The organism is Vibrio litoralis DSM 17657 (assembly GCF_000426765.1).
In the GTDB taxonomy this organism is placed as follows: Bacteria; Pseudomonadota; Gammaproteobacteria; order Enterobacterales; family Vibrionaceae; genus Vibrio; species Vibrio litoralis.
On the sequence record NZ_AUFZ01000019.1, the window covers coordinates 157,460 to 182,207 of the forward strand.

At 43.2% G+C, this 24,748-nt stretch carries 27 protein-coding genes; 16 read left to right on the forward strand and 11 right to left on the reverse strand.

Features of this window, described 5'->3' with window-relative positions; translation table 11 throughout:
• Position 1: 1 nt before the first annotated feature.
• From K358_RS0108790 to K358_RS0108800, 4 genes are all read right to left on the reverse strand, one after another.
• A complete protein-coding gene (locus K358_RS0108790; protein WP_038150005.1) occupies positions 2 to 496 on the reverse strand; it encodes a protein disulfide oxidoreductase in 495 nt (164 codons plus the stop codon).
• Complete coding sequence (locus tag K358_RS0108795; RefSeq protein ID WP_083962784.1) at positions 493 to 2,613, reverse strand: protein-disulfide reductase DsbD family protein; 2,121 nt, start codon at positions 2,611 to 2,613, stop codon at positions 493 to 495. The genes K358_RS0108790 and K358_RS0108795 overlap by 4 nt, the downstream gene beginning before the upstream one ends.
• Before the next feature lie 92 nt (positions 2,614 to 2,705).
• Positions 2,706 to 3,110, reverse strand: a complete 405-nt coding sequence (locus K358_RS19240; RefSeq protein ID WP_156888707.1) for a hypothetical protein — start codon at positions 3,108 to 3,110, stop codon at positions 2,706 to 2,708.
• A 168-nt stretch (positions 3,111 to 3,278) separates the two neighbouring features.
• Positions 3,279 to 4,145 (reverse strand): YicC/YloC family endoribonuclease, encoded by an 867-nt coding sequence (locus K358_RS0108800; RefSeq protein ID WP_027696473.1) that lies wholly within the window; start codon positions 4,143 to 4,145, stop codon positions 3,279 to 3,281.
• A gap of 176 nt (positions 4,146 to 4,321) precedes the next feature.
• Here K358_RS0108800 and rph point away from each other — a divergent pair, with 176 nt between their 5' ends.
• From rph to K358_RS0108815, 3 genes are all read left to right on the forward strand, one after another.
• The gene (gene rph, locus K358_RS0108805; protein WP_027696474.1) at positions 4,322 to 5,050 is read left to right on the forward strand and encodes a ribonuclease PH; all 729 of its coding nucleotides are present in this window, start codon (positions 4,322 to 4,324) and stop codon (positions 5,048 to 5,050) included.
• Between the two features lie 158 nt (positions 5,051 to 5,208).
• Positions 5,209 to 5,850, forward strand: a complete 642-nt coding sequence (pyrE, locus tag K358_RS0108810) for an orotate phosphoribosyltransferase (RefSeq protein WP_027696475.1) — start codon at positions 5,209 to 5,211, stop codon at positions 5,848 to 5,850.
• 380 nt (positions 5,851 to 6,230) lie between these two features.
• Positions 6,231 to 7,436 (forward strand): aromatic amino acid transport family protein, encoded by a 1,206-nt coding sequence (locus tag K358_RS0108815; protein WP_027696476.1) that lies wholly within the window; start codon positions 6,231 to 6,233, stop codon positions 7,434 to 7,436.
• 240 nt (positions 7,437 to 7,676) lie between these two features.
• Here K358_RS0108815 and crp read toward each other — a convergent pair whose 3' ends face one another.
• The 6 genes from crp to K358_RS0108845 all read right to left on the reverse strand — a co-directional run bounded on the left by crp (position 7,677) and on the right by K358_RS0108845 (position 13,133).
• Positions 7,677 to 8,309 (reverse strand): cAMP-activated global transcriptional regulator CRP, encoded by a 633-nt coding sequence (gene crp, locus K358_RS0108820; RefSeq protein WP_017025416.1) that lies wholly within the window; start codon positions 8,307 to 8,309, stop codon positions 7,677 to 7,679.
• Positions 8,310 to 8,552: 243 nt separating this feature from the next.
• On the reverse strand, positions 8,553 to 9,422 hold the full coding sequence (locus K358_RS0108825; protein WP_027696477.1) for a phosphoribulokinase: 870 nt from the start codon (positions 9,420 to 9,422) through the stop codon (positions 8,553 to 8,555).
• Between the two features lie 81 nt (positions 9,423 to 9,503).
• Positions 9,504 to 9,719 (reverse strand): YheU family protein, encoded by a 216-nt coding sequence (locus K358_RS0108830; RefSeq protein WP_027696478.1) that lies wholly within the window; start codon positions 9,717 to 9,719, stop codon positions 9,504 to 9,506.
• A 26-nt stretch (positions 9,720 to 9,745) separates the two neighbouring features.
• Positions 9,746 to 10,729 carry a DUF3187 family protein gene (locus K358_RS0108835; protein ID WP_051241247.1) on the reverse strand — a complete coding sequence of 328 codons (984 nt, stop codon included), beginning with the start codon at positions 10,727 to 10,729 and terminating at the stop codon, positions 9,746 to 9,748.
• 14 nt (positions 10,730 to 10,743) lie between these two features.
• Positions 10,744 to 11,205: a TIGR02444 family protein gene (locus tag K358_RS0108840; RefSeq protein ID WP_027696480.1), complete on the reverse strand. Its 462-nt coding sequence runs from the start codon at positions 11,203 to 11,205 to the stop codon at positions 10,744 to 10,746.
• 17 nt (positions 11,206 to 11,222) lie between these two features.
• Positions 11,223 to 13,133 (reverse strand): ABC transporter ATP-binding protein, encoded by a 1,911-nt coding sequence (locus tag K358_RS0108845; protein ID WP_027696481.1) that lies wholly within the window; start codon positions 13,131 to 13,133, stop codon positions 11,223 to 11,225.
• Between the two features lie 202 nt (positions 13,134 to 13,335).
• On the opposite strand from K358_RS0108845, the gene kefG reads away from it, so the two are divergent.
• From kefG to slyD, 4 genes are all read left to right on the forward strand, one after another.
• Positions 13,336 to 13,932 carry a glutathione-regulated potassium-efflux system ancillary protein KefG gene (kefG, locus tag K358_RS0108850; RefSeq protein WP_083962785.1) on the forward strand — a complete coding sequence of 199 codons (597 nt, stop codon included), beginning with the start codon at positions 13,336 to 13,338 and terminating at the stop codon, positions 13,930 to 13,932.
• A gap of 14 nt (positions 13,933 to 13,946) precedes the next feature.
• Positions 13,947 to 15,737, forward strand: coding sequence for a glutathione-regulated potassium-efflux system protein KefB (gene kefB / locus K358_RS0108855; protein ID WP_027696483.1), 1,791 nt, complete (start codon positions 13,947 to 13,949; stop codon positions 15,735 to 15,737).
• Positions 15,738 to 15,783: 46 nt separating this feature from the next.
• Positions 15,784 to 15,999, forward strand: a complete 216-nt coding sequence (locus K358_RS0108860) for a YheV family putative zinc ribbon protein (protein WP_027696484.1) — start codon at positions 15,784 to 15,786, stop codon at positions 15,997 to 15,999.
• A 144-nt stretch (positions 16,000 to 16,143) separates the two neighbouring features.
• The gene (gene slyD, locus K358_RS0108865; protein WP_027696485.1) at positions 16,144 to 16,716 is read left to right on the forward strand and encodes a peptidylprolyl isomerase; all 573 of its coding nucleotides are present in this window, start codon (positions 16,144 to 16,146) and stop codon (positions 16,714 to 16,716) included.
• Positions 16,717 to 16,807: 91 nt separating this feature from the next.
• On the opposite strand, the gene K358_RS0108870 is transcribed toward slyD, so the two are convergent.
• The gene (locus K358_RS0108870; RefSeq protein WP_027696486.1) at positions 16,808 to 17,038 is read right to left on the reverse strand and encodes a SlyX family protein; all 231 of its coding nucleotides are present in this window, start codon (positions 17,036 to 17,038) and stop codon (positions 16,808 to 16,810) included.
• Between the two features lie 341 nt (positions 17,039 to 17,379).
• On the opposite strand from K358_RS0108870, the gene fkpA reads away from it, so the two are divergent.
• From fkpA to tuf, 9 genes are all read left to right on the forward strand, one after another.
• Positions 17,380 to 18,177: an FKBP-type peptidyl-prolyl cis-trans isomerase gene (gene fkpA / locus K358_RS0108875; RefSeq protein ID WP_027696487.1), complete on the forward strand. Its 798-nt coding sequence runs from the start codon at positions 17,380 to 17,382 to the stop codon at positions 18,175 to 18,177.
• A gap of 253 nt (positions 18,178 to 18,430) precedes the next feature.
• Positions 18,431 to 19,111, forward strand: a complete 681-nt coding sequence (locus K358_RS0108880; RefSeq protein WP_226981126.1) for a helix-turn-helix transcriptional regulator — start codon at positions 18,431 to 18,433, stop codon at positions 19,109 to 19,111.
• The gene (tusD, locus tag K358_RS0108885) at positions 19,108 to 19,527 is read left to right on the forward strand and encodes a sulfurtransferase complex subunit TusD (protein WP_038150006.1); all 420 of its coding nucleotides are present in this window, start codon (positions 19,108 to 19,110) and stop codon (positions 19,525 to 19,527) included. Before K358_RS0108880 ends, tusD begins: the two co-directional genes overlap by 4 nt.
• Positions 19,527 to 19,880, forward strand: a complete 354-nt coding sequence (gene tusC / locus K358_RS0108890) for a sulfurtransferase complex subunit TusC (RefSeq protein WP_027696490.1) — start codon at positions 19,527 to 19,529, stop codon at positions 19,878 to 19,880. The genes tusD and tusC overlap by 1 nt, the downstream gene beginning before the upstream one ends.
• Positions 19,881 to 19,894: 14 nt before the next feature.
• A complete protein-coding gene (gene tusB, locus K358_RS0108895) occupies positions 19,895 to 20,176 on the forward strand; it encodes a sulfurtransferase complex subunit TusB (protein ID WP_027696491.1) in 282 nt (93 codons plus the stop codon).
• A gap of 187 nt (positions 20,177 to 20,363) precedes the next feature.
• On the forward strand, positions 20,364 to 20,738 hold the full coding sequence (gene rpsL, locus K358_RS0108900) for a 30S ribosomal protein S12 (RefSeq protein WP_004737194.1): 375 nt from the start codon (positions 20,364 to 20,366) through the stop codon (positions 20,736 to 20,738).
• A gap of 113 nt (positions 20,739 to 20,851) precedes the next feature.
• Positions 20,852 to 21,322 (forward strand): 30S ribosomal protein S7, encoded by a 471-nt coding sequence (gene rpsG / locus K358_RS0108905; RefSeq protein ID WP_027696492.1) that lies wholly within the window; start codon positions 20,852 to 20,854, stop codon positions 21,320 to 21,322.
• Between the two features lie 148 nt (positions 21,323 to 21,470).
• Positions 21,471 to 23,567, forward strand: coding sequence for an elongation factor G (gene fusA, locus K358_RS0108910; RefSeq protein WP_027696493.1), 2,097 nt, complete (start codon positions 21,471 to 21,473; stop codon positions 23,565 to 23,567).
• 150 nt (positions 23,568 to 23,717) lie between these two features.
• The coding region (gene tuf, locus K358_RS0108915; protein WP_027695472.1) for an elongation factor Tu at positions 23,718 to 24,748 on the forward strand (1,031 nt) is incomplete at its 3' end.

A 24,748-nucleotide genomic window follows, 5' to 3' on the forward strand; every position in this document is an offset into this window, starting at 1 on the left:
CTTAACTCAGCCATAATCGAACGAGTAAACCGATTGGCGAAGTAAAGCCGGTGGTAATATGTTTGATTTCACCATTGCGCACGATAAAAATCGTCGGCGTAACATGGACTCCCCATTGCTGGCCGATTTGGCTACGTGGATCGTTAATGTTGGCAAAGCCCAATTGTTTATATTCAAAGTAGCGTTGCAACTTGTGCGATTCACCGGATGACAAGGAAACGCCGACAGTCGGGTAGTAATCACTTACCCAGTTGACACTTGGTGTGACAAACTGACACACCGAACACCAGCTGGCCCAGAAATACACTACCACTGGCTGCTCTTGGCTAAGCGCCTCAATATCGACCCATTGTTGATTAATATCTTGCGCCTTGAGATTGAAGCTGGCTTGCGTTGGTACCGACTGACTACGCCACAGATCGACCGCAACGGATACCACAACCAGCAATATTAGGTACTTGAAGACCCCAATTAGTTTTGATTTTATCGATTTCATTGAACCCCTACTGATGCCTCTTCGATGGCTTGCATAACATCATTACTGGAATAGATCACTGGCAGTGCAATACCTTGTGGCGCTTGTGGTCCATAGACAATATTAAACGGCACACCAAAGCGATTATACGATTGTAAGTATTCACTCACTTGCGGGTTGGGTACCGTCCAATCACCTTGCATGCGTACAATCTTGTCTTGTTGCAATGCATCATAAACCGGTTGTTGCAGTAGCACGCCGATCTTGTTGGCTTTACAGGTTATGCACCAATCTGCCGTCACATCGACAAATACGGTATTACCTGCCGCGACTTGTTGCTGGATCACCTGAGTATCTAGCGGTTGCCAGCTTAACTCGGCCGGTAATGGTGAGCGCCAATAATCAGCAGTCAGACTAGCGATGAAAAAAATCACCGATGAGGCAATTAAAGCGATGCAGCTGGTGACTGCGACCGCACGTCCTCCAAATACCTGAACGCTACGCCAAATCAGAACCACTAAACCGAAAGCACTGATTGCCCATAACAGTCCAGTAGATAGATGGGAAGAGAGTAAGCTAATAAGCCACACACAAGTCGCCAGCATCATCAGACCAAAAATGATTTTAAGGCGATTCATCCATTTACCCGGTTTTGGTAGTTTCAAGGCAAGCGAAGGACGCAGCGCCACCAGTAACCAAGGCAGTGCCATGCCGATGCCTAGTCCGGTAAAAATCAGAAATAAAGTCGTCCAAGAAGCGCCGAGCGCAAATGCTACAGCAGTGCCAAGAAACGGCGCAGAGCAAGGCGTGGCTAATAAGGTGGCAAACATCCCTTGAATAAAGTGACCCGAGTGTTTGTTACTTCCTTTCGTGGCCATCCAAGTACTCACCGATGAAGGTAAACGCAATTCAAATAAGCCCAGCATGTTGGCGCCAAAAATCGCCGTCACCAATACCATCAAGCCGAGAAAGCCTGCGCTTTGAAATTGAATCCCCCAACCAATCGATTGGCCAGACCATTTGAGAACCGCCAAACTGGCGGCAATTAACCAAAATGAGCAGATAATACCCGCCGCTGAGGCTAAAAATTGCATCCGTACTTGTGATTTTTGTTGACGTTCAGCGCTTAATACTGAGGTAAGTTTCATGCCTAACACTGGCAGTACACACGGCATCACATTAAGAATTAAGCCACCCAGCAAAGCAAATGCAAACATGGTCAATAGTGATGAACTGGTACTTGCTTCGCTGACATTACCATCGGTTAATCCAATGGTTTGTTCGGCAATAAATTGCTTATCAACGATGGTGACTTGTATTGATTCACCACTTAAATCCGGCTCGCCTAGCCAGTTGGATACATCAAACCAGGCGGTTAACTGTTTACCATCAATTGAAAGCTTAGGATGAGAAAAACTGCTGTCTGCGACATTTTCTGCCTTTCCATCAATAAACAAATCTGGCTGCTGCCAACCTTGCTGGCTAGTGATAGAAACTTGCAGTTTATTGCTCGCCGCATCCCACTTTGCTTGCGTATCTGTCAACATTGAAGAAGCTTGCGGTACTAAACTCATCGCTTGAGCGTAGCGACGCATGGCATCTGGATCGGCTTTTAAGTCCGACGGGGTGAAATTCAGTTCTAACGGATAGTCGGTGATCACGCACACGGTTGAGCAAGACGATAAACTTAAATTGGCCTTAAAGTTGACTGGCTGGTGGCGATCTTCAACTTTAATCGAAAGTGGAAATACCACATCATGCTTATAGCCTAGGGTTTCAATGCCTAAAACATCGAAGCGCTGCGGATAAGGCCACTGCCAATCTACATTATTAATATTGCTAGAAGCTTGCCAATCAAGTTCCGGTGATACCCCCCCTTCGCCCGGAGAGCGCCAATAACTTTTCCAGTCATCGGCGAGTTTGACTTCAATAAAACCGGCAGCGTTATTGTTTGCATCAACCTGTCCGGTTAACACAAATTGCACCTCAACCGGGGGGTGTTGTTCAGCCTTTATCCAACCCGTGGTCAGTGGCGCGGCAGTCACATAACTGCTGAATAATACGAATAGCCCTAACAGCCCCAAACTTAACTTGGCAAGTTTAGGCTGAAGGCGTGTGAATACAGTAAAAAGTTGCATTGGTATTCCTAAAATGAAAATAACAAAATACGGCTTCTAAAACACACTCTTTTAATAAAAAGAGGGCGATGATGAAAGTGAGTCGTTATTACTCATTCTTGGAAAGTACAAAGCTCTAAGTGACGTCGCCGTTTGGGCACGGGAGGTTTATGAAATATTCGATGGGAGGTGAGGCTAAACCAAAGCAAAGCTGCAATCATTAAGCTCGGCAATAGGTTAGTAATGACCATACTGTCGAGTTGATGAAAATGAAATTGCAGTAACTGTTCCGATAAATGGCATTCACTCGTGCCATCCGGTTTAGCCTTATTCTCAATACTATTATCTGTAAATGACGTTAGATTTGGATCGATACTGCTCGATTGAGAAGACGACACCGGGCAAGCCACCGACAACACATTCATATTATTCATCAGGCATACTAAAACCACCCACAGCACAAGAATTAGCGCCCAGCGAGTTGAGTTAGCAGTACGAATATGATGCAGTGTTTTCAAACCATGCCTTTGTGAATGATGTGATTTAGCTACTAGGAAGACAGATGATGATGCTTTAAGTTTCAATCGGCATCTGTTTGATTGTAACTAGGTGTGAATGTTTGAAAAGAGGCGAACAAAAAGCCCTCAATTAAGAGGGCTTACTAAGCATTAATTCAGTATGGGTGATTACTCAATATTCTGGATCTGCTCTCTCATTTGCTCAATTAACACTTTTAACTCAACACCCGAAGCCGTCACATCAGTACTGATCGACTTAGAGGCTAGAGTATTCGCTTCACGGTTGAATTCTTGCATCATGAAATCGAGTTTACGACCACAAGCTCCGCCTTTTTTCATAATGTTGTTAGCTTCTTTGACGTGAGAATCTAGGCGATCTAGCTCTTCGGCGACATCTGATTTTTGCGCCAGTAAGATAAGCTCTTGTTCTACGCGTGAGCTGTCTAGTTCGATCTTAGCTTCTTCAAATTTATTCAGTAGACGATCACGTTGCCATTGTAGGATCTCTGGCATGCGAGCACGTACTTTGGCGGCCTCTTGAGTGATGGCTTCTAGACGTTGGTCGATCAGCGCTTTCATGTTGTCGCCTTCGCGGCCTCGCGCGTCGATGAAATCGCTCATCGCTTGCTCAAACGCTTCGAGTAATTCTTTTTGAATCGCATCCATATCTTGCTCTGGTGCTTCCATTACGCCCGGCCAGTTCATCACTTGGAATGGGTTAATGCGAGAGTCCTCACCAGTTAGAGACATGACTTGGTTTGCCGCTTGAATCACTTGCTTAGCAAGATCTTCATTGATGTTGAGAGCACTTTGCGCTTTGGTATTGGCTTCAAAACGTAGGTGGCATTCTACTTTACCGCGGGCTAAACGCTTACGGAAACGTTCACGTAAGATAGGCTCTAAACCACGAAATTGTTCTGGTAGGCGGAAGTAAGTTTCTAAGTAGCGTTGGTTTACACTGCGGATTTCCCACACTGCGTTGCCCCAATCAGATTTGATTTCTTTACGGGCATAGGCGGTCATGCTGTAGATCATTGGAGATTACCTAATCTAAATTGTGTGATGATTTTTCTGTGGTGAATATTATCACAGTCTAGGACAAGGTGGTTTGTTTAATCCAAGTGGTTCTATTAATCGTCGTTAAGATCGCTTTTTGACGACAAGATCGTTATAATCTCGCCCCAATTCTATCGCTAATCAGGTATTTTCTTATGTCTTCAACTTTACGCCCAAATGATCGCGCAGCTGATCAAGTTCGTCCGATTAAAATGACTCGTAACTATACGGCTTATGCTGAAGGTTCAGTATTGGTTGAGTTTGGTAACACCAAAGTATTGTGTAATGCCAGTGTTGAAGAAAAAGTACCAGGTTGGTTAAAAGGTCGTGGTAAAGGTTGGGTAACCGCGGAATACGGTATGTTGCCACGCGCGACTCACACTCGTAACCGCCGTGAAGCAGCAAGCGGTAAGCAGGGCGGCCGTACTATGGAAATCCAACGTTTAATCGCTCGTAGTTTACGTGCGGTTGTCGATTTGGATGTACTAGGCGAAATGATGATCACTGTGGATTGTGATGTGATTCAAGCGGATGGTGGTACACGTACTGCTTCTATCTCTGGAGCAAGTGTTGCGTTGGCTGATGCAATCCAATCACTAGTCGCTTCTGGCAAATTGAAGAAGAACCCAATGAAGTGCCATGTTGCCGCGGTTTCTGTTGGTATTTTAGGTGAGCACGCTTTATGTGATTTAGAGTATGTGGAAGATTCTGCTGCCGATACCGATATGAACGTGGTAATGACCGAAGAAGGTAAGATGATTGAAGTTCAGGGCACCGCAGAGGGCGAAGCGTTCTCCCGCCAAGAATTGAATCAATTATTAGATTTAGCCGAGAAAGGCATTAACGATATTATCGCAGTCCAGAAAGCCACTCTGGCGGAATAAATAATAATACGTGACTCGGAAAAAACGTAACTCGTTTCTCGGAAAAGCTCATCGTTTAATGGATATCTTCTTTTTCGAGTCACGAGAAGCAAAGCGCTCTAGCTACGATGTTCCGAAATCAAAAAACTATATCACCAACACGATAGTCGAGATATTTTATGAAAGCATATCAACGTGAATTTATTGAGTTTGCCCTTGAGAAACAAGTTCTTAAATTTGGCGAATTCACATTAAAGTCTGGCCGTACGAGTCCGTATTTCTTTAATGCGGGTTTGTTTAATACCGGACGTGATCTTGCGCGTCTAGGTCGTTTTTATGCCGCAGCTTTAGCTGATTCTGGTATTGAGTTTGATGTGCTATTTGGCCCTGCGTACAAAGGTATTCCAATTGCGACAACGACTGCAGTTGCGCTTGCTGATCATCATGATATTGATACGCCATATTGCTTTAACCGTAAAGAAGCCAAAGATCATGGTGAAGGTGGCAACCTAGTGGGTAATCCACTAGAAGGTCGTATTATGCTGGTGGACGATGTGATCACAGCGGGTACCGCAATTCGTGAATCAATGGAAATCATTAAAGCTAATGGCGCCGATCTCGCGGGTGTATTGGTCGCGATTGATCGTCAAGAAAAAGGCAAGGGTGAGTTATCTGCGATTCAAGAAGTTGAGCGTGACTTTGGCTGCGCGGTGATTTCGATCATCAGCCTAAGTGATCTAGTGACTTACCTTGAAGAGCAGGGTAATAACGAAGCGCAACTTGAGTCGGTAAAAGCTTATCGCGCTCAATACGGTATCTAATTTTTCTTGATGCTCTATATTGAAGTGAACCCAGAGTAATACCAATCGCACTAATTAACTGCTCATTCTTACTTGTGAAAAGCCTCGATAACAGCGTTATAAATTTTGATTGTAGAGCAACTACTTATCGAAAATTTATGCCTTGTTCTCAAGGCTTTTTCCTGCGCAATCTCTGAGCACCTAATTATTTTGATTGGTAGAAATTGCTCTGGGTTTATTTTTATTTACACTGTGTAATTATATTTTTACACCATAATAAAAGCCCGTTTTGAGTCAATATTGTCGAATGTTTAATCGATATTTTGATATCCCACCTCGATTTACTTCTGATAAGTGGTAATGTGTCAGCTTATTCTTCCAATAAATAAAAGAAAAAGCAGATGAGCAGTTCAAAGATTCTAGGCAGTACTTTGATTATTGCTGGCACCACGATTGGCGCTGGTATGTTGGCATTACCTATTGCTTCCGCAGGGTTAGGTTTTAGCACTTCTTTAATCATCATGATTGGTATGTGGGCGTTAATGGCCTACACCGCATTGCTGATGTTAGAGCTACATCAACATGCCGATTACGATGCCACTCTACACACTTTAGCCAAGCAGTTTTTGGGTGACAAAGGGAAATGGATCGCGACGTTTGCCATGCTGTTTCTTTTCTATGCGCTATGTGCCGCCTACATCGCTGGTGGTGGTGGTCAGTTTAATGAGAAATTACATAACTGGTTTGCCATTGATGTTTCCAATGGTATCGGTACGCTGATTTTCACTATTATCATTGCTGCGATAGTTACGTTTGGTACTCAGTCAGTAGATCGAGTCAACCGCGTGCTATTCACTTGTAAATTGATTGCTATGGCGATCATGCTGTTCTTCTTAACGCCCAATATTCAGTCGGTTCATCTACTTAATATGCCATTAGAAAAAGGCTTGATTGTGGCGGCATTGCCCGTTATTTTCACCTCCTTTGGTTTTCATGGCAGTATTCCTGCGGTAGTGCGTTATTTAAACCTTGATATGAAAGCTTTGAAGAAGGTTATGGTTTTCGGCTCTTTACTGCCGTTAGTGGTTTACATCTTATGGCAATTGGCCACGCTCGGTGTTGTTGATCAAGCAACATTATCTCAAGCAGGTGATGTGACAGCCTTAGTCGGTACCTTATCTCAAGTGATTCATAGCTCGGCTATTTCACAAGTAGTCTCCGTATTTGCCGACTTAGCATTAATCACTTCTTTCTTAGGTGTGAGTTTAGGGTTATTTGAATTTTTAGGTGACAGCTTAAATAAAAACCAGAGCAAAGGCGGGCGTGTTGGTATCGCGCTAGTGACCTTTGTTCCACCACTATGCTTTGCGTTATTTTATCCACAAGGTTTTATCATGGCTCTAGGCTATGCAGCGATTGCCTTGGCGGTTTTAGCTATACTACTACCGGTTGCTATGGTAATGCGTTCTCGCATCCTCAACCAAGATAAGCAAGCCTTCACCGTTTCTGGCGGTACGCCAGCATTGATGTTGGTGTTAGCTGCGGGTGTAGTGATTATTGTGGTGCAGGTGATGATTAGCCTTGGGGTGTTGCCGGCGATAGGGTAAGAGCTCTTTCGATACTCGTGTTTAGGGCGCTGCGCTTCTCGAAGCTAGGAAAAACAAAAGCTTGGCTTCGGTTGCTTACCACGACACGTTACTAATCTTTTCGCTGTTATCTTTTTCGAGCTACAAGCAGCGAAGCGCCCGAGCAACGAGCTACGTTCTTAAATTACAAATACTAAAAAAGCCACTGAACTTACCATTCAGTGGCTTTTAATTTTTTACTCTACTAAACGCGATTAAATCTTAACGCGTTCCGTAGACTACGATAGTTTTACCGTGAGCAGAAATCAGGTTTTGCTCTTCTAGCATCTTCAAGATACGACCAACGGTTTCACGTGAACAACCTACAATTTGACCGATCTCTTGGCGAGTGATCTTTATTTGCATGCCGTCTGGGTGTGTCATTGCATCGGGTTGTTTTGCTAGGTTAAGTAGTGTTTGAGCGATACGGCCTGTTACGTCTAGGAATGCTAGGTCACCAACTTTTTGGCTAGTGATTTGCAGACGTTTTGCCATTTGGGCAGAAAGGCGCATCAAAATATCTGGGTTAACCTGGATAAGTTGACGAAATTTCTTAAAGGAGATTTCTGCAACTTCGCAAGGAGATTTTGCACGAACCCAAGCGGTACGTTCTTGGTCTTCTTCGAAAAGACCTAATTCACCAATGAAGTCACCTTGGTTCAAGTAAGACAAGATCATCTCTTTGCCTTCTTCATCCTTGATTAATACTGCCACAGACCCTTTAACAATGTAATACAGTGTTTCTGCTTTCTCGCCAGCGTGAATCAAAGTACTTTTTGAAGGGTACTTATGGATATGACAGTGAGATAGAAACCACTCTAATGTTGGATCTGTTTGAGGTTTACCTAGAACCATAATTTGTTACTTCCTCTACAAGGCTTGCTCAGTTTTGAGCCATTCATCCTGAGACCGGCTAAACTGGTCAAATAGAATTGGTGTTAATATTGTTGCTGCACTTATATCGATTGCAGTCGCCCGTTTATACTACCCCTTTCTAGACCGGATTTCTTGACTTTGATCGCTCAAGAGTCGGATTTTTCGTTGTTAAACTGTGGTCATTATCACAGACTTGGCAGTAAGTGTGTTCTGAGTAACACTTTAGGCGATTTTGCCTGTTTCGATCAGCTGATGGAGTAGTGGTTGAATGATCAATTCCATCGCAAAACTCATCTTGCCACCAGGCACTACAAGGGTGTTATGACGCGACATGAATGAGCCTTCAATCATTGACAGCAGATATGGAAAGTCGACGTTTTTAATCCCGCGTAAGCGAATCACTACAAAACTTTCATCTAAACTTGGTATGCCTTTAGCATTAAGTGGATTAGAAGTATCGACAGTGGGGACACGCTGAAAGTTGATGTGAGAACGGGAGAATTGTGGTGTGATGTAATTTAAGTAGTCATCCATTGAGCGAACAATTGAGTCCATTACCGCTTCTCGTGAATGGCCGCGATCGCGGGTGTCTCGGACGAACTTTTGAATCCATTCAAGATTAACAATCGGCACCATGCCAATCAAAAAATCGACATGTTTAGAAACATTAACATCGCCATCGACTACGCCGCCATGTAAACCTTCATAAAACAACACGTCGGTATTTTCGGGTAGATCTTGCCATGGGGTAAAGGTGCCGGGCATTTGGTTGTAAGGGACAGCTTCATCAAAACTGTGTAAATAACGGCGAATTTTACCGCTGCCTTCTTTACCGTATTGATTAAAGAATTCAGACAAAGCGGGGAAGTCATTGGCTTCAGGGCCAAAGTAACTGATGTGTTTACCTTGTTCTTTGGCTTTGCGGATCGCAACGTCCATTTCGGGGCGAGTGTAGCGATGGAAGCTATCGCCTTCTACCCAAGACGCTTTAATGTCCATCATATTGAACATTTTTCGGAAGGTTTCTGAAGTGGTGGTAGTACCCGCACCAGAAGAACCCGTTACCGCAATAATGGGATGTTTTGCCGACATGATAATCCTTTCTTTCGACTTATATTTTGAATGACAGTGTAGAGGAATGACTGGCAAGAATAAATAGGGAGCGTATTGCCTCTAATTCAATTCATTGATCGGTTTGATATCGACGCTTTCATGCAGCTCTGAAAAAACAATCGCCACACTGCCAGATTTTAGTTGTCCTTTGACTTGTTTTATCTTGGTTTCAAGCGAGGTTTCTTGCATGCCGTAATCGGTGCCCTCACGTAAGATAAACTCTTTTATGAGGTTATCTAAAGTGTCTGGATCGAGGTCTTGCCATGGAATGATCATTGATGTGGCCTTTTATTATTTGAATGCTAAAAACGTTGACGATAGCCAAGGGTCAGTGAGAAATCAGCAGAATTATCGCTGTTGATGACATTTTCAGTAAAGGAGAATTCAACCGCTGCAAACCCTAGGTTATAACGATAACCTACAATCGGTTCAAAGCTAACCATGCTTAATTCATTTTCATCGTTATGAGTTGCACCTTGTTGTATTCTAAATTCCGCTAAAATGGAATGTCGCTCATTGAATAGGTATTGATAGCTGATGCTGCCATTGGTGGTGAATTCACGTAAGCTAAATAGGTCAATACCACCAGTATCATGATGGACAAAGTTGACACTGCTATAAAAACGGTTGGTATCGGTTAAGTAAAAGGAATAGTTCAGTTGAATGGCTTGCTCAAAAGAAGATTGTGCGAAGCTACCATTAAATACCTTGTTGTAGTACAGCGCACCACCAAGTGATAATGCTTGGCGTTTTGTAGAAAATACGGTTTTTTCAACATACAGGTTCAATGCATTATTTAATGTATCGCCCTGAAAGTCTTCCAGAGTACTACCGGTTTTTTTATTTTGAATGTAGAAACGATCATTATCAACATCGTGTCGCCCGTTATCATCTAATCCGAGCGCATCATGAAAACCATTAACCAGACCATCAAGTTTGTTATTGCCAGCAAAGCGATATAAATAGTTAACGTCGACTTTCCATTCATCGGCAGGGGCGTAGATAAAACCGACATTGACATCATTTTGATAGTAGTCAGCAATATAATCGGCTCCGTCAGCCCATACGCTAGATACCGTGCCTTGGCCATATACTTCAAGCGTGCCTTTATCCCAACCAAAGGCATCACGAGTTTTCAGTGATAACCCCATCGCTTGAATGGGTGCTTGGGTTAAGGTTAATAGCGGCCCGAAATTACTATAAGACTCGGTAGTTGAGTCTGCCGCATGAGCTTGCATTGATAATAAGCTAGTTAGCAGCAAGGTGGAGTAGTTTACCGGAGACATGGGGTTTGATGCCTTTACTTTTCAACACTATAGAAAATGTGAGATAGACGTTGCGCGCCAATTTTTTGACAATAGATATGGGTCATTGGTTGGCCGGTTCTTGGGGGTAAATCAAGCTGGTTAATACAATGCACCAAATCAGCTTGTTGCTGACGCTCTAATTGTAATTCAAATTGTAGCGATTCACGGTAAAGCGTATCCGGTAAATGAGGTTTCACTTTTCGTCGGTAATCACGAAATTGTTGCAATAAGTTTTCGGTTCGGTCAATAACGCCATCTAATTGTTGCCATTGTTCTTCAGTTAGGCTTAATTGATGTTCATCAAGCCATTTTAATAACAAGACTAGGTTGACCTTACCTTTATGCCTATTTTGTAATACTAGGCAGGCTTCTTTAATTTCGCGCACACCATAATGCTGCAAACTAAATTGCCATAAGCGTTCGAAGGTTAAAGGTAGAGGTCTATATTGGCTCATTATTGATAATACCTAAGTCACTTGGGTATAAGCGCTTCCAGTTCTTCTTGTAGTGCCATCCATTCCATTTCAACCTCTTCTAATTGAGATTTACTATTGGCTTGTAGCGTTAATACTTGGGTAAGTTTAGCCTTGTTTTCATCTTGGTAGAGTGACACATCGCCAAGTTGTTGTTCAGCATCGGCTAATTGCTCGCCTAGTTTGTCCATTTTCGCTTCGAGTTGTGTCAGCTTTTTGCGAATTGGTGCGGTTTGTTTGCGTAATTCAGCTTCTAGGCGTTTTTGTTCTTTACGTGCCGCGGCGCTATTTTGACTAGGCTCTGAGCTTGTCTCTGGTTGGGCATCTTTTTTATCTTGCTTTTGTTGCTCGGTCAGCCATTTGTAGTAATCCGCTAAGTCACCATCAAAAGGCACCACTTGTTTGGCATCGACAAGATATAAATCGTCGGTGGTGGCGCGCAGTAAGTAACGGTCATGGCTGACAATCACCATTGCCCCTTCAAAGGTTTGCAATGCCATAGTTAATGCTTGACGCATATCCAGATCAAGGTGGTTAGTCGGTTCATCGAGCAATAGTAAGTTCGGCTTTTGCCACACTACTAAGGCTAGAACTAGCCGAGCTTTTTCGCCACCAGAGAACGGCGCGACTTTATCGAGTGCTTTATCGCCGACAAACCCAAAGCTACCTAGGTAGTCTCGTAATTGTTGCTCGGTATGATTGGGTGCAATTTGCATCATGTGTTGCAAAGGCGTTTCTTCAGGATGCAGAGTTTCCAGCTGGTGCTGAGCGAAGTAGCCGATTTTTACCCCTTGCGAGTAGGTTAAATCCCCGCTTTGTGGATTGAGTTCGCCTGATAGTAATTTAATTAAGGTTGATTTACCCGCACCATTGCGCCCTAGTAAACCAATGCGACTGCCCGGGACGAGGTTTAAGCGAATGTGTTCTAGAATTAAATTATCGCCATAGCCTGCAGAGACTTGATCCATCATCATAATTGGGTTGGGTAGCGCGGCGGGTTCTCTAAATTCAAAGCTAAATGGGTTATCAAATTGTGCCGGCAAGACTTTTTCCATTTTCTCTAAGGCTTTAATTCGGCTTTGTGCCTGACGAGCTTTCGAGGCTTTGTAACGAAAACGGTCGATGTAGCTTTGCATGTGCGACATTTGCTTTTGCTGTTTGGCATACATGGCTTGTTGCAGCATTAACTTTTGTGCTCGCTGGGTTTCAAATGACGAGTAGTTGCCAGTGTATTCGTTAAGCAACTGGTTTTCGACATGAATAATGCGTCCCACGATAGGGTCTAGGAAATCACGGTCGTGCGAAATTAAGATTAATGTGCCAGGGTAGTTCTGTAGCCATTTCTCAAGCCAAAGCACCGCATCGAGATCTAAGTGGTTGGTTGGCTCATCAAGCAATAATAAATCGGAGCGACACAGTAGGGCTTGGGCGAGGTTTAAACGCATACGCCAACCACCAGAGAATTGGGTGAGGCTCCATTGCATTTGCTCTTGACTAAATCCAAGGCCATTTAACAATTCCGCGGCGCGAGATTTAATGGTATAGCCACCGACGGTTTCTAATTTGCCGTGTAATTCCGCCACTAGGGTGCCATTATCGGCTTGTTCTGCGGCGACAAGATCGTGCTCTAATTGACGATATTCACGGTCGCCATCAATCACATATTCTAAAGCGGCGCGTTCTAGTGCTGGGGTTTCCTGAGCAACCCAAGCCAGTTCCCAATGGGCCGGCATTTGGAAGTTACCCGCATCAATTGATAATTCATTTTTCAGTAAGGCGAATAGTGTGGACTTACCACAACCATTTTTTCCGACTAGGCCAACTTTATCACCCGGGTGAATTGTCGCTGAAGCTTGTTCTAAAAGTGGTTTACCACCACGCAGCAATTGAATATCTGAAAATGTAATCATAGAAGTCTTATTTTAGGCATGAAAAATGATAAAGAATGAGAAAATGCAGCGGCTTGAATATTAGGCGTTTCAAGGATAAATGTCGATTATTATACGATTTGCGATATGATGATTAACAATCTTTGTCACAAAGACCTTCGGTGGTAAAAGTGACAAAAGCGTACACCTTTTGGTGTTAATAAAGGAATGTCAGGGGGCAAGGATGTCAGACATAAGCCAACATACTACTACATCCATTAAAGGTGACGAGCAGGCTGTACAGCAACCTCGCGTACTGGTCATTTATGCCCATCCCGATCCCGACAATTCTATCGCCAATCAAGTCTTACTTAAAGCCGCTCAAGGGCTACCTCATGTGACTGTGCATGATTTGTATGCCCATTATCCCGACTTTTTTATTGATGTTGCCGCTGAGCATAGGTTATTGCTTGAGCATGATGTGATTGTCTTTCAGCACCCTTTGTTTATGTATTCCTGCCCAGCTTTGATGAAAGAGTGGATGGATACGGTACTTGGCAAAGGTTTCGCATTCGGAAAAGGTCGCGCACTTAAAGATAAACATTGGCGGAGTGTGGTGACAACCGGGGGCTCTAAAGAAGCTTTCTCGGCCCATGGCTATAACCAATATCCTTTGGAACAAATCTTGCAACCTTTTGAGTTGACTGCCAAGTTATGTCAGATGCATTGGATTGAACCCTTAGTCTTATATTGGGCAAGGAATGTCGAGCAAGCAGTACGAATTGAGCATGCACAGGCTTATCGCTCTTGGTTGTTGCATCCACTTGAAAGTCGTGAATAGTACAGGGAAGCATTATGGCATCAACAATTGATTTTTTAGAAAGTGGCGTAGTGTTTTTGGCCGCCGCTGTGGTCGCAGTCCCTTTAGCGCAACGTTTAGGTTTAGGTTCAGTATTGGGCTATTTACTAGCGGGGATTGTGATTGGTCCGTGGGGACTAGGTTTAATTAGCGACGTGGATAGCGTGATGCACTTTTCTGAGCTCGGAGTGGTGTTATTGCTATTTTTGATTGGTCTAGAGCTAAACCCCAAAAAACTCTGGCAAATGCGCATACCGATCCTAGGTTTAGGTGGCGCGCAGGTGGTAGTGACAACCCTAGTGATTTCGACGATCGCCAATGCTTTTGGCGTCAGCTGGCAAAATAGCTTAGTGATCGGCATGGGATTAGCGCTTTCTTCGACCGCAATTGCATTACGGGTTATTGAAGAGCAAGGGTTAGCGGGAACGGAAACCGGTCAGTCTGGTTTTTCAGTTTTGCTGTTTCAAGATATCGCGGTCATTCCAATGCTAGCAGTACTTCCTTTGTTAGCCGGTAATGTTGGTGGTGACTGGCTGGATGCGGTTTGGATGATTGGTGGAGTAGTTGGTTTATTAGTCGGTGGCCACTACCTGTTACGGCCCATTTTTCGTTATGTGGTGATGAGCCGAGTTCGCGAGTTATTTACAGTAGCAGCCTTGTTATTGGTGATTGGTATTTCGGTGATCATGCAGCAGCTTGGTTTATCTATGGCATTAGGCACATTCTTGGCCGGCGTGTTATTGGCAGAAAGTGAGTATCGCCATGAATTAGAAAGTGCCATCGAGCCATTTAAAGGGCTGTTACTTGGCTTGTTCTTTATGTCGGTGGGCATGGCGGTTAACCTTGAACTGCTAACGCTTTATCCGATTAAAATTCTGGCCGCAGTAGTGGCATTGGTGAGTATTAAAGGTTTTATTCTTTATCTACTCGCTCGTCTGATGGGCACTCGAGCAAAAGCACGTAGTCGTATGGCGGCGATCTTAAGCCAGGGCGGTGAGTTTGCTTTCGTCTTGTTTACTGCCGCAAAAGGTCACGGCTTGCTTGGCGTGGAAATGAGCTCGTTTCTGCTAGTAGTAGTGAGCTTATCTATGATGACCACACCTTTGATATTACTGGCTCAGCAAAAATGGTTTGATCGCACCATTAACGTTAGCGATAACATGCAATCGGATGTGGTCGATGAAGAGCCGAAAGTTATCATTGCTGGCTTCGGGCGTTTTGGCCAAGTGGTAGGGCGTTTATTGTATGCCAATAAGATCCGCATCACGGTATTAGAAAGTGATGCCAGCCAAATTCAACTTTTACGTAAATTTGGCTACAAAGTGTATTACGGTGACGCCACTCAGCTTGATTTGTTACGAGCCGCTGGCGCTGAAAAAGCCAAAGCTATCGCCATTTGTACCGATTCGCCGGATGAAGTGTTAAAGATCGCGGAGTTGTGTAAACAGCATTTTCCGCATTTAAAAATTCTCGCGCGTGCCCGTAGTCGGGTTGAGGCTTACCAATTGATGAATATCGGTGTGACATTATTTTCGCGTGAGACTTTCTTAGGTGCTCTTGATTTAGGGCGACAAGTGTTAACTCAATTGGGTATGCATCCTTATCAAGCCAAGCGTGCAGAAGCGCATTTTAGAAAACTCGATACCACGATGCTAAAAGAGTTATTGCCTTTGCATATGGAAGATAAAGATATGGGAATTCGAGCTAAAGAAGCGCGCAAAGAACTAGAAGAAATTTTCGACCGAGAGATGGAAAGCGATCGTCAAACGCAACAGCATTGGGATTAGGGTGAATAGACCCAAGCTCAATTCAAGCTATAAAACTAGGATAGGTATGAAAACAAAGAAGAGATTTATTGCTGGCGCTAACTGCCCAAACTGTAAACAAAGCGATAGTTTGCGTGTATGGGAAGAAAACCAAATTGAAGTGGTTGAGTGTGTGGAATGTGATTATGTGGAACAAAAGACACCACAAGCGGTAGAAACCAGTTCGGCTAGCTCCAGTTTGCATACTTCAGAACAATTAATCGGTATTTTTAAGCCAGAATAATGATTGCTAAGCGCAAGATATTCGCTAGGTTTGTAAAATAATCCTTTATTAGCGATTGAAATCTGTCTGGCTTATCCCCATTATCTTGCACATAGAGATTAAGTGTTCACACATTCTCACGCTTAATCTGAATTTGGAGCGAATATGAAAATTGAAAAGAACGTTGTTGTTAGCTTGGCGTACCAAGTAAAAGTAGAAGACGGTGTAGTAGTAGACCAATCAACGGTTGAAGCGCCACTAGACTACCTACACGGTCACAACAACCTAATTACAGGCCTAGAAAAAGAACTAGAAGGTAAAGTTGCCGGCGATAAATTCTCTGCAACCATTGCTCCAGAAGACGCTTACGGTGAGCACAACGAAGGTTTGGTTCAACGTGTTCCTGCTAACGTATTCCAGGGTGTAGATGAAATCGAAGTTGGCATGCGTTTCTTAGCGGATACCGACCAAGGTCAGATCCCAGTAGAAATCACAGAAGTGGATGGCGATGAAGTTGTCGTTGACGGTAACCACATGCTTGCAGGTCAAACATTAACGTTTGATGTTGAAGTTGTTGCGGTACGTGAAGCAACGGAAGAAGAAGTGGCTCACGGCCATGTACATCAAGCGGGTGGTCATCACCACGATCATGATCACGATGGCGACTGCTGTGGCCATGATCATGAAGAGAAAAAAGAAGGTTGTGATGGAAATGGCGGCGGTAGCTGCTCTCACTAATCTTAAAAAAAACGCCAGCGTCTAACGTTGGCGTTTTTGATTATAGAAACAACTTACTTATTAAATTAAAGATAAAAAACAACAATGTGAATTAGTAATGCGGTGGTGGGGTCTCTTCCGACGCATCGGCTAAGTTTGACGCATCCAAGTTTTTTACTTTTCCGACGACGAATTTCATTTGATCTTGCATGCGAGTAATTAACATTTGCTGTTGGCTCAAGGCATCGTTAAGTTCATTGATGGTTTGTTCTTGGAAAGCGACTTGACACTCGAGATCATCAATTCGTTGTTTTAATTCGTTTGTAAGATTATCTGAATGCATTTTATTCACTGTTAGTTATTAAATCGACTGTACCTAAATTATACCTGAAAGATGCCGCACTGTAGATCATTGATTGAGTCGTGGTATCGCGTGAATAATGTCACTTAAGTCGTGTTTTATTGAAACGCGAAGTAATAAGGTGATTAATTTTTATGGGTTAAGCGGAACTTTGCTAAAAAAATACGGTCAGTTAACAATAGCTTAAATTAAGCACGTGATAGTGTTAATGTAGATTAATCGCATCTAGGGTGACTAGATATAGAATTCGAACGTTCTAACACATTGATAGAATAAATTTTTATACACCATAACGATGGTTTGCCATCATGCTGGAGAAGTTAATGAAACCGATTTTTAAAGTATCGTTGCTTGCAGCCACTGTTCTACTTGCAGTTGGTTGTCAGAAAGAAGAATCAAAAGATGCACAAACAACAGCAAAAGCTGATCAGACACAATCTGCAGCTGCATCAACACTATATAAAACTGATGATGAGAAAGCGGCATACGCAATTGGTGTTTCTTTTGCTAACTACCTAAATACTAGCATTGAGAAACCAGCAGAAATCGGTATCAACCTAGATAAAGATATCGTATTAAAAGGTATCGATGACGTATTTGCTCAAAAAGCTGGTATGACAGAAGAAGAAACCCATCAAGCACTACAAGATCTAGATAAGCGTGTTTCTGAAAAGATGCAAGCTCAAGCTGCTGAAAAATCAGCTGCTGCTAAAAAATCCGGTGATGATTTCCGTGCTGAGTTTGCAAAAGAAGATGGTGTGAAGAAGACTGAATCAGGCATTCTTTACCAAGTTGAAAAAGAAGGTGACGGCATTTCACCAAAAGCAACCGATACTGTAGTAGTTAACTACGAAGGCACCTTGGTTGATGGCACTAAGTTTGACAGCTCATACGATCGTAAAGAACCTGCAACTTTCCCTCTTAACCGTGTTATTCCTGGTTGGACTGAATCAGTACAGCTAATGACAGTGGGCTCTAAATATAAAGTTGTGATCCCGCCAGAGCTTGCTTACGGTGAGCAAGACACACCAACAATTCCGGCTAACTCAACATTAGTCTTTGAAATTGAGTTGATGTCAGTGAAATCAGCGGAAGCACCAGAGGCCCCAGCTGCAAAGTAATTGATTAAATCAATATGAATTAGGCTCATCAATGTGATGGGCCTTTTTTGTTTTGAACGTATTGAAAATACGACCCATAATTTGTTCTAAATCATCATATTGAAGTTAGAGCCGTGCCTCTTTCAAATTTTCTGATAAACTTACGTTAATTTGTTTAATTGTTCGACAGTCTAGTCAACCGTTATCTATCGTAAACGGAATTGAGGTGCGTGTGAGTCAATCTGAAGTTGTACATTCGGAAGCATTGTTAGAAATGGAATCTGTTCATGTTATGCCCTTTACGGAGCACGATAAGATTATTTTGCATTCTTATGAGGCAGTAGTCGATGGTCTTGCTAGCTTGATCGGTAATTATTGTGAAATCGTGTTGCACTCATTAGAGGACTTAAATACCTCTGCAGTCAAAATTGCCAATGGTGAAAATACCGGTCGTCAAGTCGGGTCTCCGATTACGGATTTAGCGCTAAAGATGCTAAAAGATATCGAAGGTTCGCAGCGTAATTTCTCTCGCTCTTACTTTACCCGTGCCAAAGGCGGTGTACTAATGAAGTCGATCACCATTGCGATCCGTAATGGCGAGCAACGAGTGATTGGGTTACTGTGTATCAATATCAATCTAGATGCGCCATTTTCTCAAGTTTTACACGCCTTTATGCCTACCGCAGAAGCAGAAGAAGCGGCTTCGTCGGTTAACTTTGCTAGTGATGTTGAAGAGCTGGTGGATCAAACAGTTGAGCGCACTATCGAAGACATTAATGCTGATAAGTCGGTATCAAACAATACCAAAAATCGCCAAATCGTGATGGATCTTTATGATAAAGGGATCTTCGATATCAAAGATGCGATTAATCGGGTAGCCGATCGTTTAAATATTTCCAAACACACGGTTTATTTATATATTCGCCAGCGCAAAATTGAGGACGGCGAAAAATGAGTCAAGGTTTATCCTCACCAGAAAAAGTGCTGACTTATAGTTTGCTGGTTAATGGTTCGGTATATGGTAGTCAATCTGCGCTCAGTGCTTATCAGTTTGCTTGCGCTTTGATTGAAAGAGGGCACCAGTTAGTCAGTGTGTTTTTCTATCAAGATGGGGTTCATAATGCTTCTAGCTTGGTTGTGCCCGCGAATGATGAATTTGATCTAGTCAAAGCTTGGCAGCAATTGAGTGAACAGCATAAGGTGCGTTTAGAGTCTTGTGTTGCAGCTTCATTGCGCCGCGGCATTCTAGATAGTAATGAAGCCAAAACGCATGAGCGAGATAGCAGCAATGTGGCTAAAGGTCTTGAATTGGCAGGACTAGGTGGGCTTGCTGAAGCCATGTTAGTACAAGATAGGGTGGTACAGTTTTAATGCGCTTAGGTTTTGTATTTCGCTCACACCCTCATACGAGCGCAAAAGGTAGAGAAGGGCTGGATGCATTGTTAGCCGCTTCGGCTTACTGTGAAGATATTGATGTGTTTTTTATCGGTGCAGGGGTGACTCAGTTACTGCCAGCGCAACAGCCGGCAAGCATTTTGTCTAGAGATTATATTTCAGCCTTTAAGTTGTTGGATTTATACGAGATTGATAACATTTATACCTGCCAATCATCATTAAACGACTACCAAGTAAACTCAGGCGACTTGCTGATTGAAAATAGTGCATTAAGCCAAGCTGAAATGGTAGAAAAACTCCAACAATGCCAAAAGATCCTGACATTTTAATAAGGCAAATAAACATGCTACATATTATAAAGAGTCAATCAGGACTGACTGATGCGATCAAGTTGATCCAACCTGGTGATGCAGTGTTACTCGTTGAAGATGCCGTTTACGCCCTTTTTCACCAATCAAGCCCATTAATTGGATTGAAAGATCAAAAAGATCGTTTCTGGGTGTTACAAGAGGATCTTGTGGCGCGTGGTTTGGTTGATTTAGCAAAGGTTGATGCTCAGTTGACTGATTTTAAAGGCTTTGTTTATTTTACAGAACAGCACGCTCAATCAATCACTTGGGATTAATCTAAGCATAATTGACACTTTTCTTATTGCCAGAGAAAAAAACTCGGCAGCACGATTGTATATTTCTTGACACATCCTCACTTGACGAATAAAATTTCGCGTCCTTATTTCTCGCTTCATCTAAATGTTGCTTGGAATTGGGATTAGATTTTTCACAAGCTTATTTTCGTAAATCAGGAGCTATTTAATGGCAACTATTAACCAGTTGGTACGCAAGCCACGTGTAAAGCAAGTTGTTAAAAGCAACGTGCCTGCGCTAGAAGCGTGTCCACAAAAACGTGGTGTATGTACTCGCGTATATACTACTACTCCTAAAAAACCGAACTCAGCATTACGTAAAGTATGTCGTGTTCGTTTAACTAACGGCTTTGAAGTTACTTCATACATCGGCGGGGAAGGTCACAACCTTCAAGAGCACAGTGTTGTTCTAATCCGTGGTGGTCGTGTTAAAGATTTACCAGGTGTGCGTTACCACACCGTTCGCGGCGCTCTTGACTGTGCTGGCGTTAACGACCGTAAACAAGGTCGTTCTAAGTATGGTGTTAAACGTCCTAAGTCTTAATAGCTTTCTGTTTTAACAGAAAAGCGTTAAGTAAGGCCAAACACTAAAATTATTTAATTTTGATAAAACTGAAAAGTTTTGGATAACCTGAAGAAGACAACGGAGAAACATCCATGCCACGTCGTCGCGTAATAGGCCAGCGTAAGATCCTTCCAGATCCTAAATTCAAATCTGAATTGCTGGCGAAATTTGTAAACATCCTTATGGTTGATGGTAAGAAATCAACTGCTGAAAAAATTGTTTACACTGCACTAGATACTATGGCTGAGAAATCTGGTAAAGATCACTTAGCTGTATTTGAAGAAGCTCTTGAAAATGTTCGTCCAGCGGTAGAAGTTAAATCTCGCCGTGTGGGTGGTTCAACTTACCAAGTACCTGTAGAAGTTCGTCCGGTTCGCCGTAATGCTCTTGCTATGCGTTGGTTGGTTGAAGCTGCGCGTAAGCGTGGTGAAAAATCTATGGCAATGCGCCTAGCTGCTGAAATGCTAGATGCGTCAGAAAACAAAGGTACTGCTGTTAAGAAACGTGAAGACGTTCACCGTATGGCAGACGCGAACAAAGCGTTCGCACACTACCGTTGGTAATAGCTTCTTTGCTCGCAAAGAAACAACGTTAGTTATACCTTCTGTGCTGCAGGATATCCTGCAGCACATTTTTGCTATTTATCGACGCTCAAATATATTGATAAATAGATGGAACTACCTAAGGTTCCCTTAGTAAGAGGATACAATCGTGGCTCGTAAAACTCCTATTGAGCGCTACCGTAATATCGGTATTTGCGCGCACGTAGATGCAGGTAAAACAACCACAACTGAGCGTATTCTGTTCTACACAGGCCTTTCTCATAAAATTGGTGAAGTTCACGATGGTGCTGCAACCATGGACTGGATGGAGCAGGAGCAAGAGCGTGGTATCACTATCACATCTGCTGCTACGACAACATTCTGGCGTGGTATGGAAGCTCAATTCGAAGAACATCGCGTCAATATCATTGATACCCCTGGACACGTTGACTTTACGATCGAAGTAGAGCGCTCATTGCGTGTGCTTGATGGTGCTGTGGTTGTTTTTTGTGGGTCATCTGGTGTTGAACCTCAGTCTGAGACTGTATGGCGTCAAGCGGACAGGTATCACGTACCTCGTTTGGTATTCGTGAATAAAATGGACCGCGTCGGTGCAGATTTCCTACGCGTTGTTGACCAAATTAAAAATCGTCTTGGTGCAACTCCGGTTCCAATCCAATTAAATATTGGTGCGGAAGAAGAGTTCAAGGGTGTCATCGACCTTATCAAGATGAAAGCAATCAATTGGAATGAAGCCGATCAAGGCATGACCTTCACATACGAAGAAATTCCAGCAGATATGCAAGAACTTGCTGAAGAATGGCGTAGCCATTTAGTAGAAGCGGCCGCAGAAGCTTCAGAAGAGTTGATGGATAAATATCTTGAAGGTGAAGAACTAAGTGAAGCTGAAATTAAGCAAGCACTACGCGCTCGTACTTTGAATAACGAGATTGTATTAGCAACTTGTGGTTCAGCCTTCAAAAATAAAGGGGTGCAAGCGGTACTTGATGCTGTTATTGACTTCCTACCATCACCAACCGAAGTGCCTGCAATTAAAGGTATTGATGAGAATGAAAATGAAGTTGAGCGTCATGCCGATGATAAAGAACCATTTTCAGCACTTGCTTTTAAAATTGCGACCGACCCATTTGTTGGTACTTTAACTTTCATCCGTGTTTACTCAGGGGTTGTTGAAAGCGGTAAAACGGCTTACAACTCTGTGAAGAAACAACGTGAACGCTTAGGTCGCATTGTTCAAATGCACTCAAATAAGCGTGAAGAAGTGAAAGAAGTACGAGCTGGTGATATTGCAGCCATCATTGGTCTTAAAAATGTGACTACAGGTGAAACACTGTGTGACCAGAACCATAAAATTGTTCTTGAACGCATGGAGTTTCCAGATCCAGTTATTCAGATCGTTGTAGAGCCAAGCTCTCAAGCTGATCAAGATAAGATGACTATCGCTCTCGGTAAACTAGCAGCGGAAGACCCATCATTTCGCGTTGATATGGATGCGGAAACTGGCCAGACTCTGATTTCAGGTATGGGCGAACTACACTTAGATATCATCGTTGACCGTATGAAGCGTGAATTTAACGTGAATTGCAACGTTGGTAACCCACAAGTAGCTTATCGTGAAACAATTCGTGGTACGGCGAAAGCGGAAGGTAAATTTATCCGTGAGTACGGTGGTAAGGGTCAATATGGTCACGTATGGTTGAAACTTGAACCATCCGAGCCTGGCGAAGGCTTTGTCTTCGTAGATGAAATTGCCAATGGTATTGTGCCGAAAGAGTTCGTCACTTCAATCGCGAAAGGCATTGAAGAGCAGATGAATAATGGTGTACTTGCTGGCTATCCTGTTTTGGATGTCAAAGCTACACTATTTGATGGTTCTTACCATGAAACAGATTCAAGTGAGATGGCGTTTACAATCGCCGCCTCGATGGCTTTCAAAGCGGGTGCACTTGAAGCGCAACCTGTTCTGCTTGAGCCTATGATGAAAGTTGAAGTAACTACTCCAGAAGACTGGATGGGTGACGTTGTTGGCGATATTAACCGTCGTCGAGGCATCATTGAAGGTATGGACGAGGGGACAGCTGGCCTGAAGATAATTCGTGCACAAGTTCCGTTGTCCGCCATGTTTGGTTACGCAACTGATTTACGTTCTGCGACACAAGGTCGTGCTTCTTACTCCATGGAGTTTAGTGAGTACGCTGAAGTGCCTAACAATGTTGCAAAAGCAATCATTGCAGAACGCTGTTAAGGTTGATTTGGCGGTGAGTTTAATCACTGATCGCCTTATTAAACAATGAATCTATTGCGTTGATGAAAATTGACGCATAAAATAGCAAATTCTGGCGCGTTTTGACGCAAACTTTGTCAAAGCGAATCATAACTAGGAAGGAACACGATTGTGTCTAAAGAAAAATTTGAACGTACGAAACCGCACGTAAACGTTGGTACTATCGGCCACGTTGACCACGGTAAAACAACTCTTACTGCTGCTATCTGTACTACACTTGCAAAAGTGTACGGTGGTGTAGCTAAAGACTTCGCATCTATCGATAACGCTCCAGAAGAGCGCGAGCGTGGTATCACAATCGCTACTTCTCACGTAGAGTACGATACTCCATCACGTCACTACGCACACGTAGACTGCCCAGGACACGCCGATTATGTTAAAAACATGATCACTGGTGCTGCGCAAATGGACGGCGGTATCCTAGTTGTTGCTGCAACTGACGGCCCAATGCCACAAACACGTGAGCACATCCTACTTGGTCGCCAGGTTGGTATTCCTTACATCATCGTATTCATGAACAAATGTGACATGGTTGATGATGAAGAGCTTCTTGAGCTAGTTGAAATGGAAGTTCGTGAACTTCTTTCTGAATATGATTACCCAGGTGATGATTTACCAGTAATCCAAGGTTCAGCTCTAGGCGCTCTAAACGGCGAAAAACAATGGGAAGATAAAATTGTTGAGCTTGCAGAAGCACTAGACAACTACATCCCAGAACCAGAGCGTGCTGTAGACCAACCGTTCCTACTACCAATTGAAGATGTATTCTCAATCCAAGGTCGTGGTACTGTTGTAACAGGTCGTATCGAGCGCGGTATCCTACGCGTAGGTGACGAAGTAGAAATCGTTGGTATCAAAGATACTACTCTTACTACTTGTACTGGTGTTGAAATGTTCCGTAAACTGCTTGACGAAGGTCGTGCGGGTGAGAACGTTGGTGCACTTCTACGTGGTACTAAGCGTGATGACGTTGAACGTGGTCAAGTATTGGCAGCGAAAGGTTCAATCAACCCACACACAACTTTCGAATCAGAAGTATACGTACTTTCGAAAGATGAAGGTGGTCGTCATACTCCATTCTTCAAAGGTTACCGTCCACAGTTCTACTTCCGTACAACTGACGTAACTGGCGACATTCAACT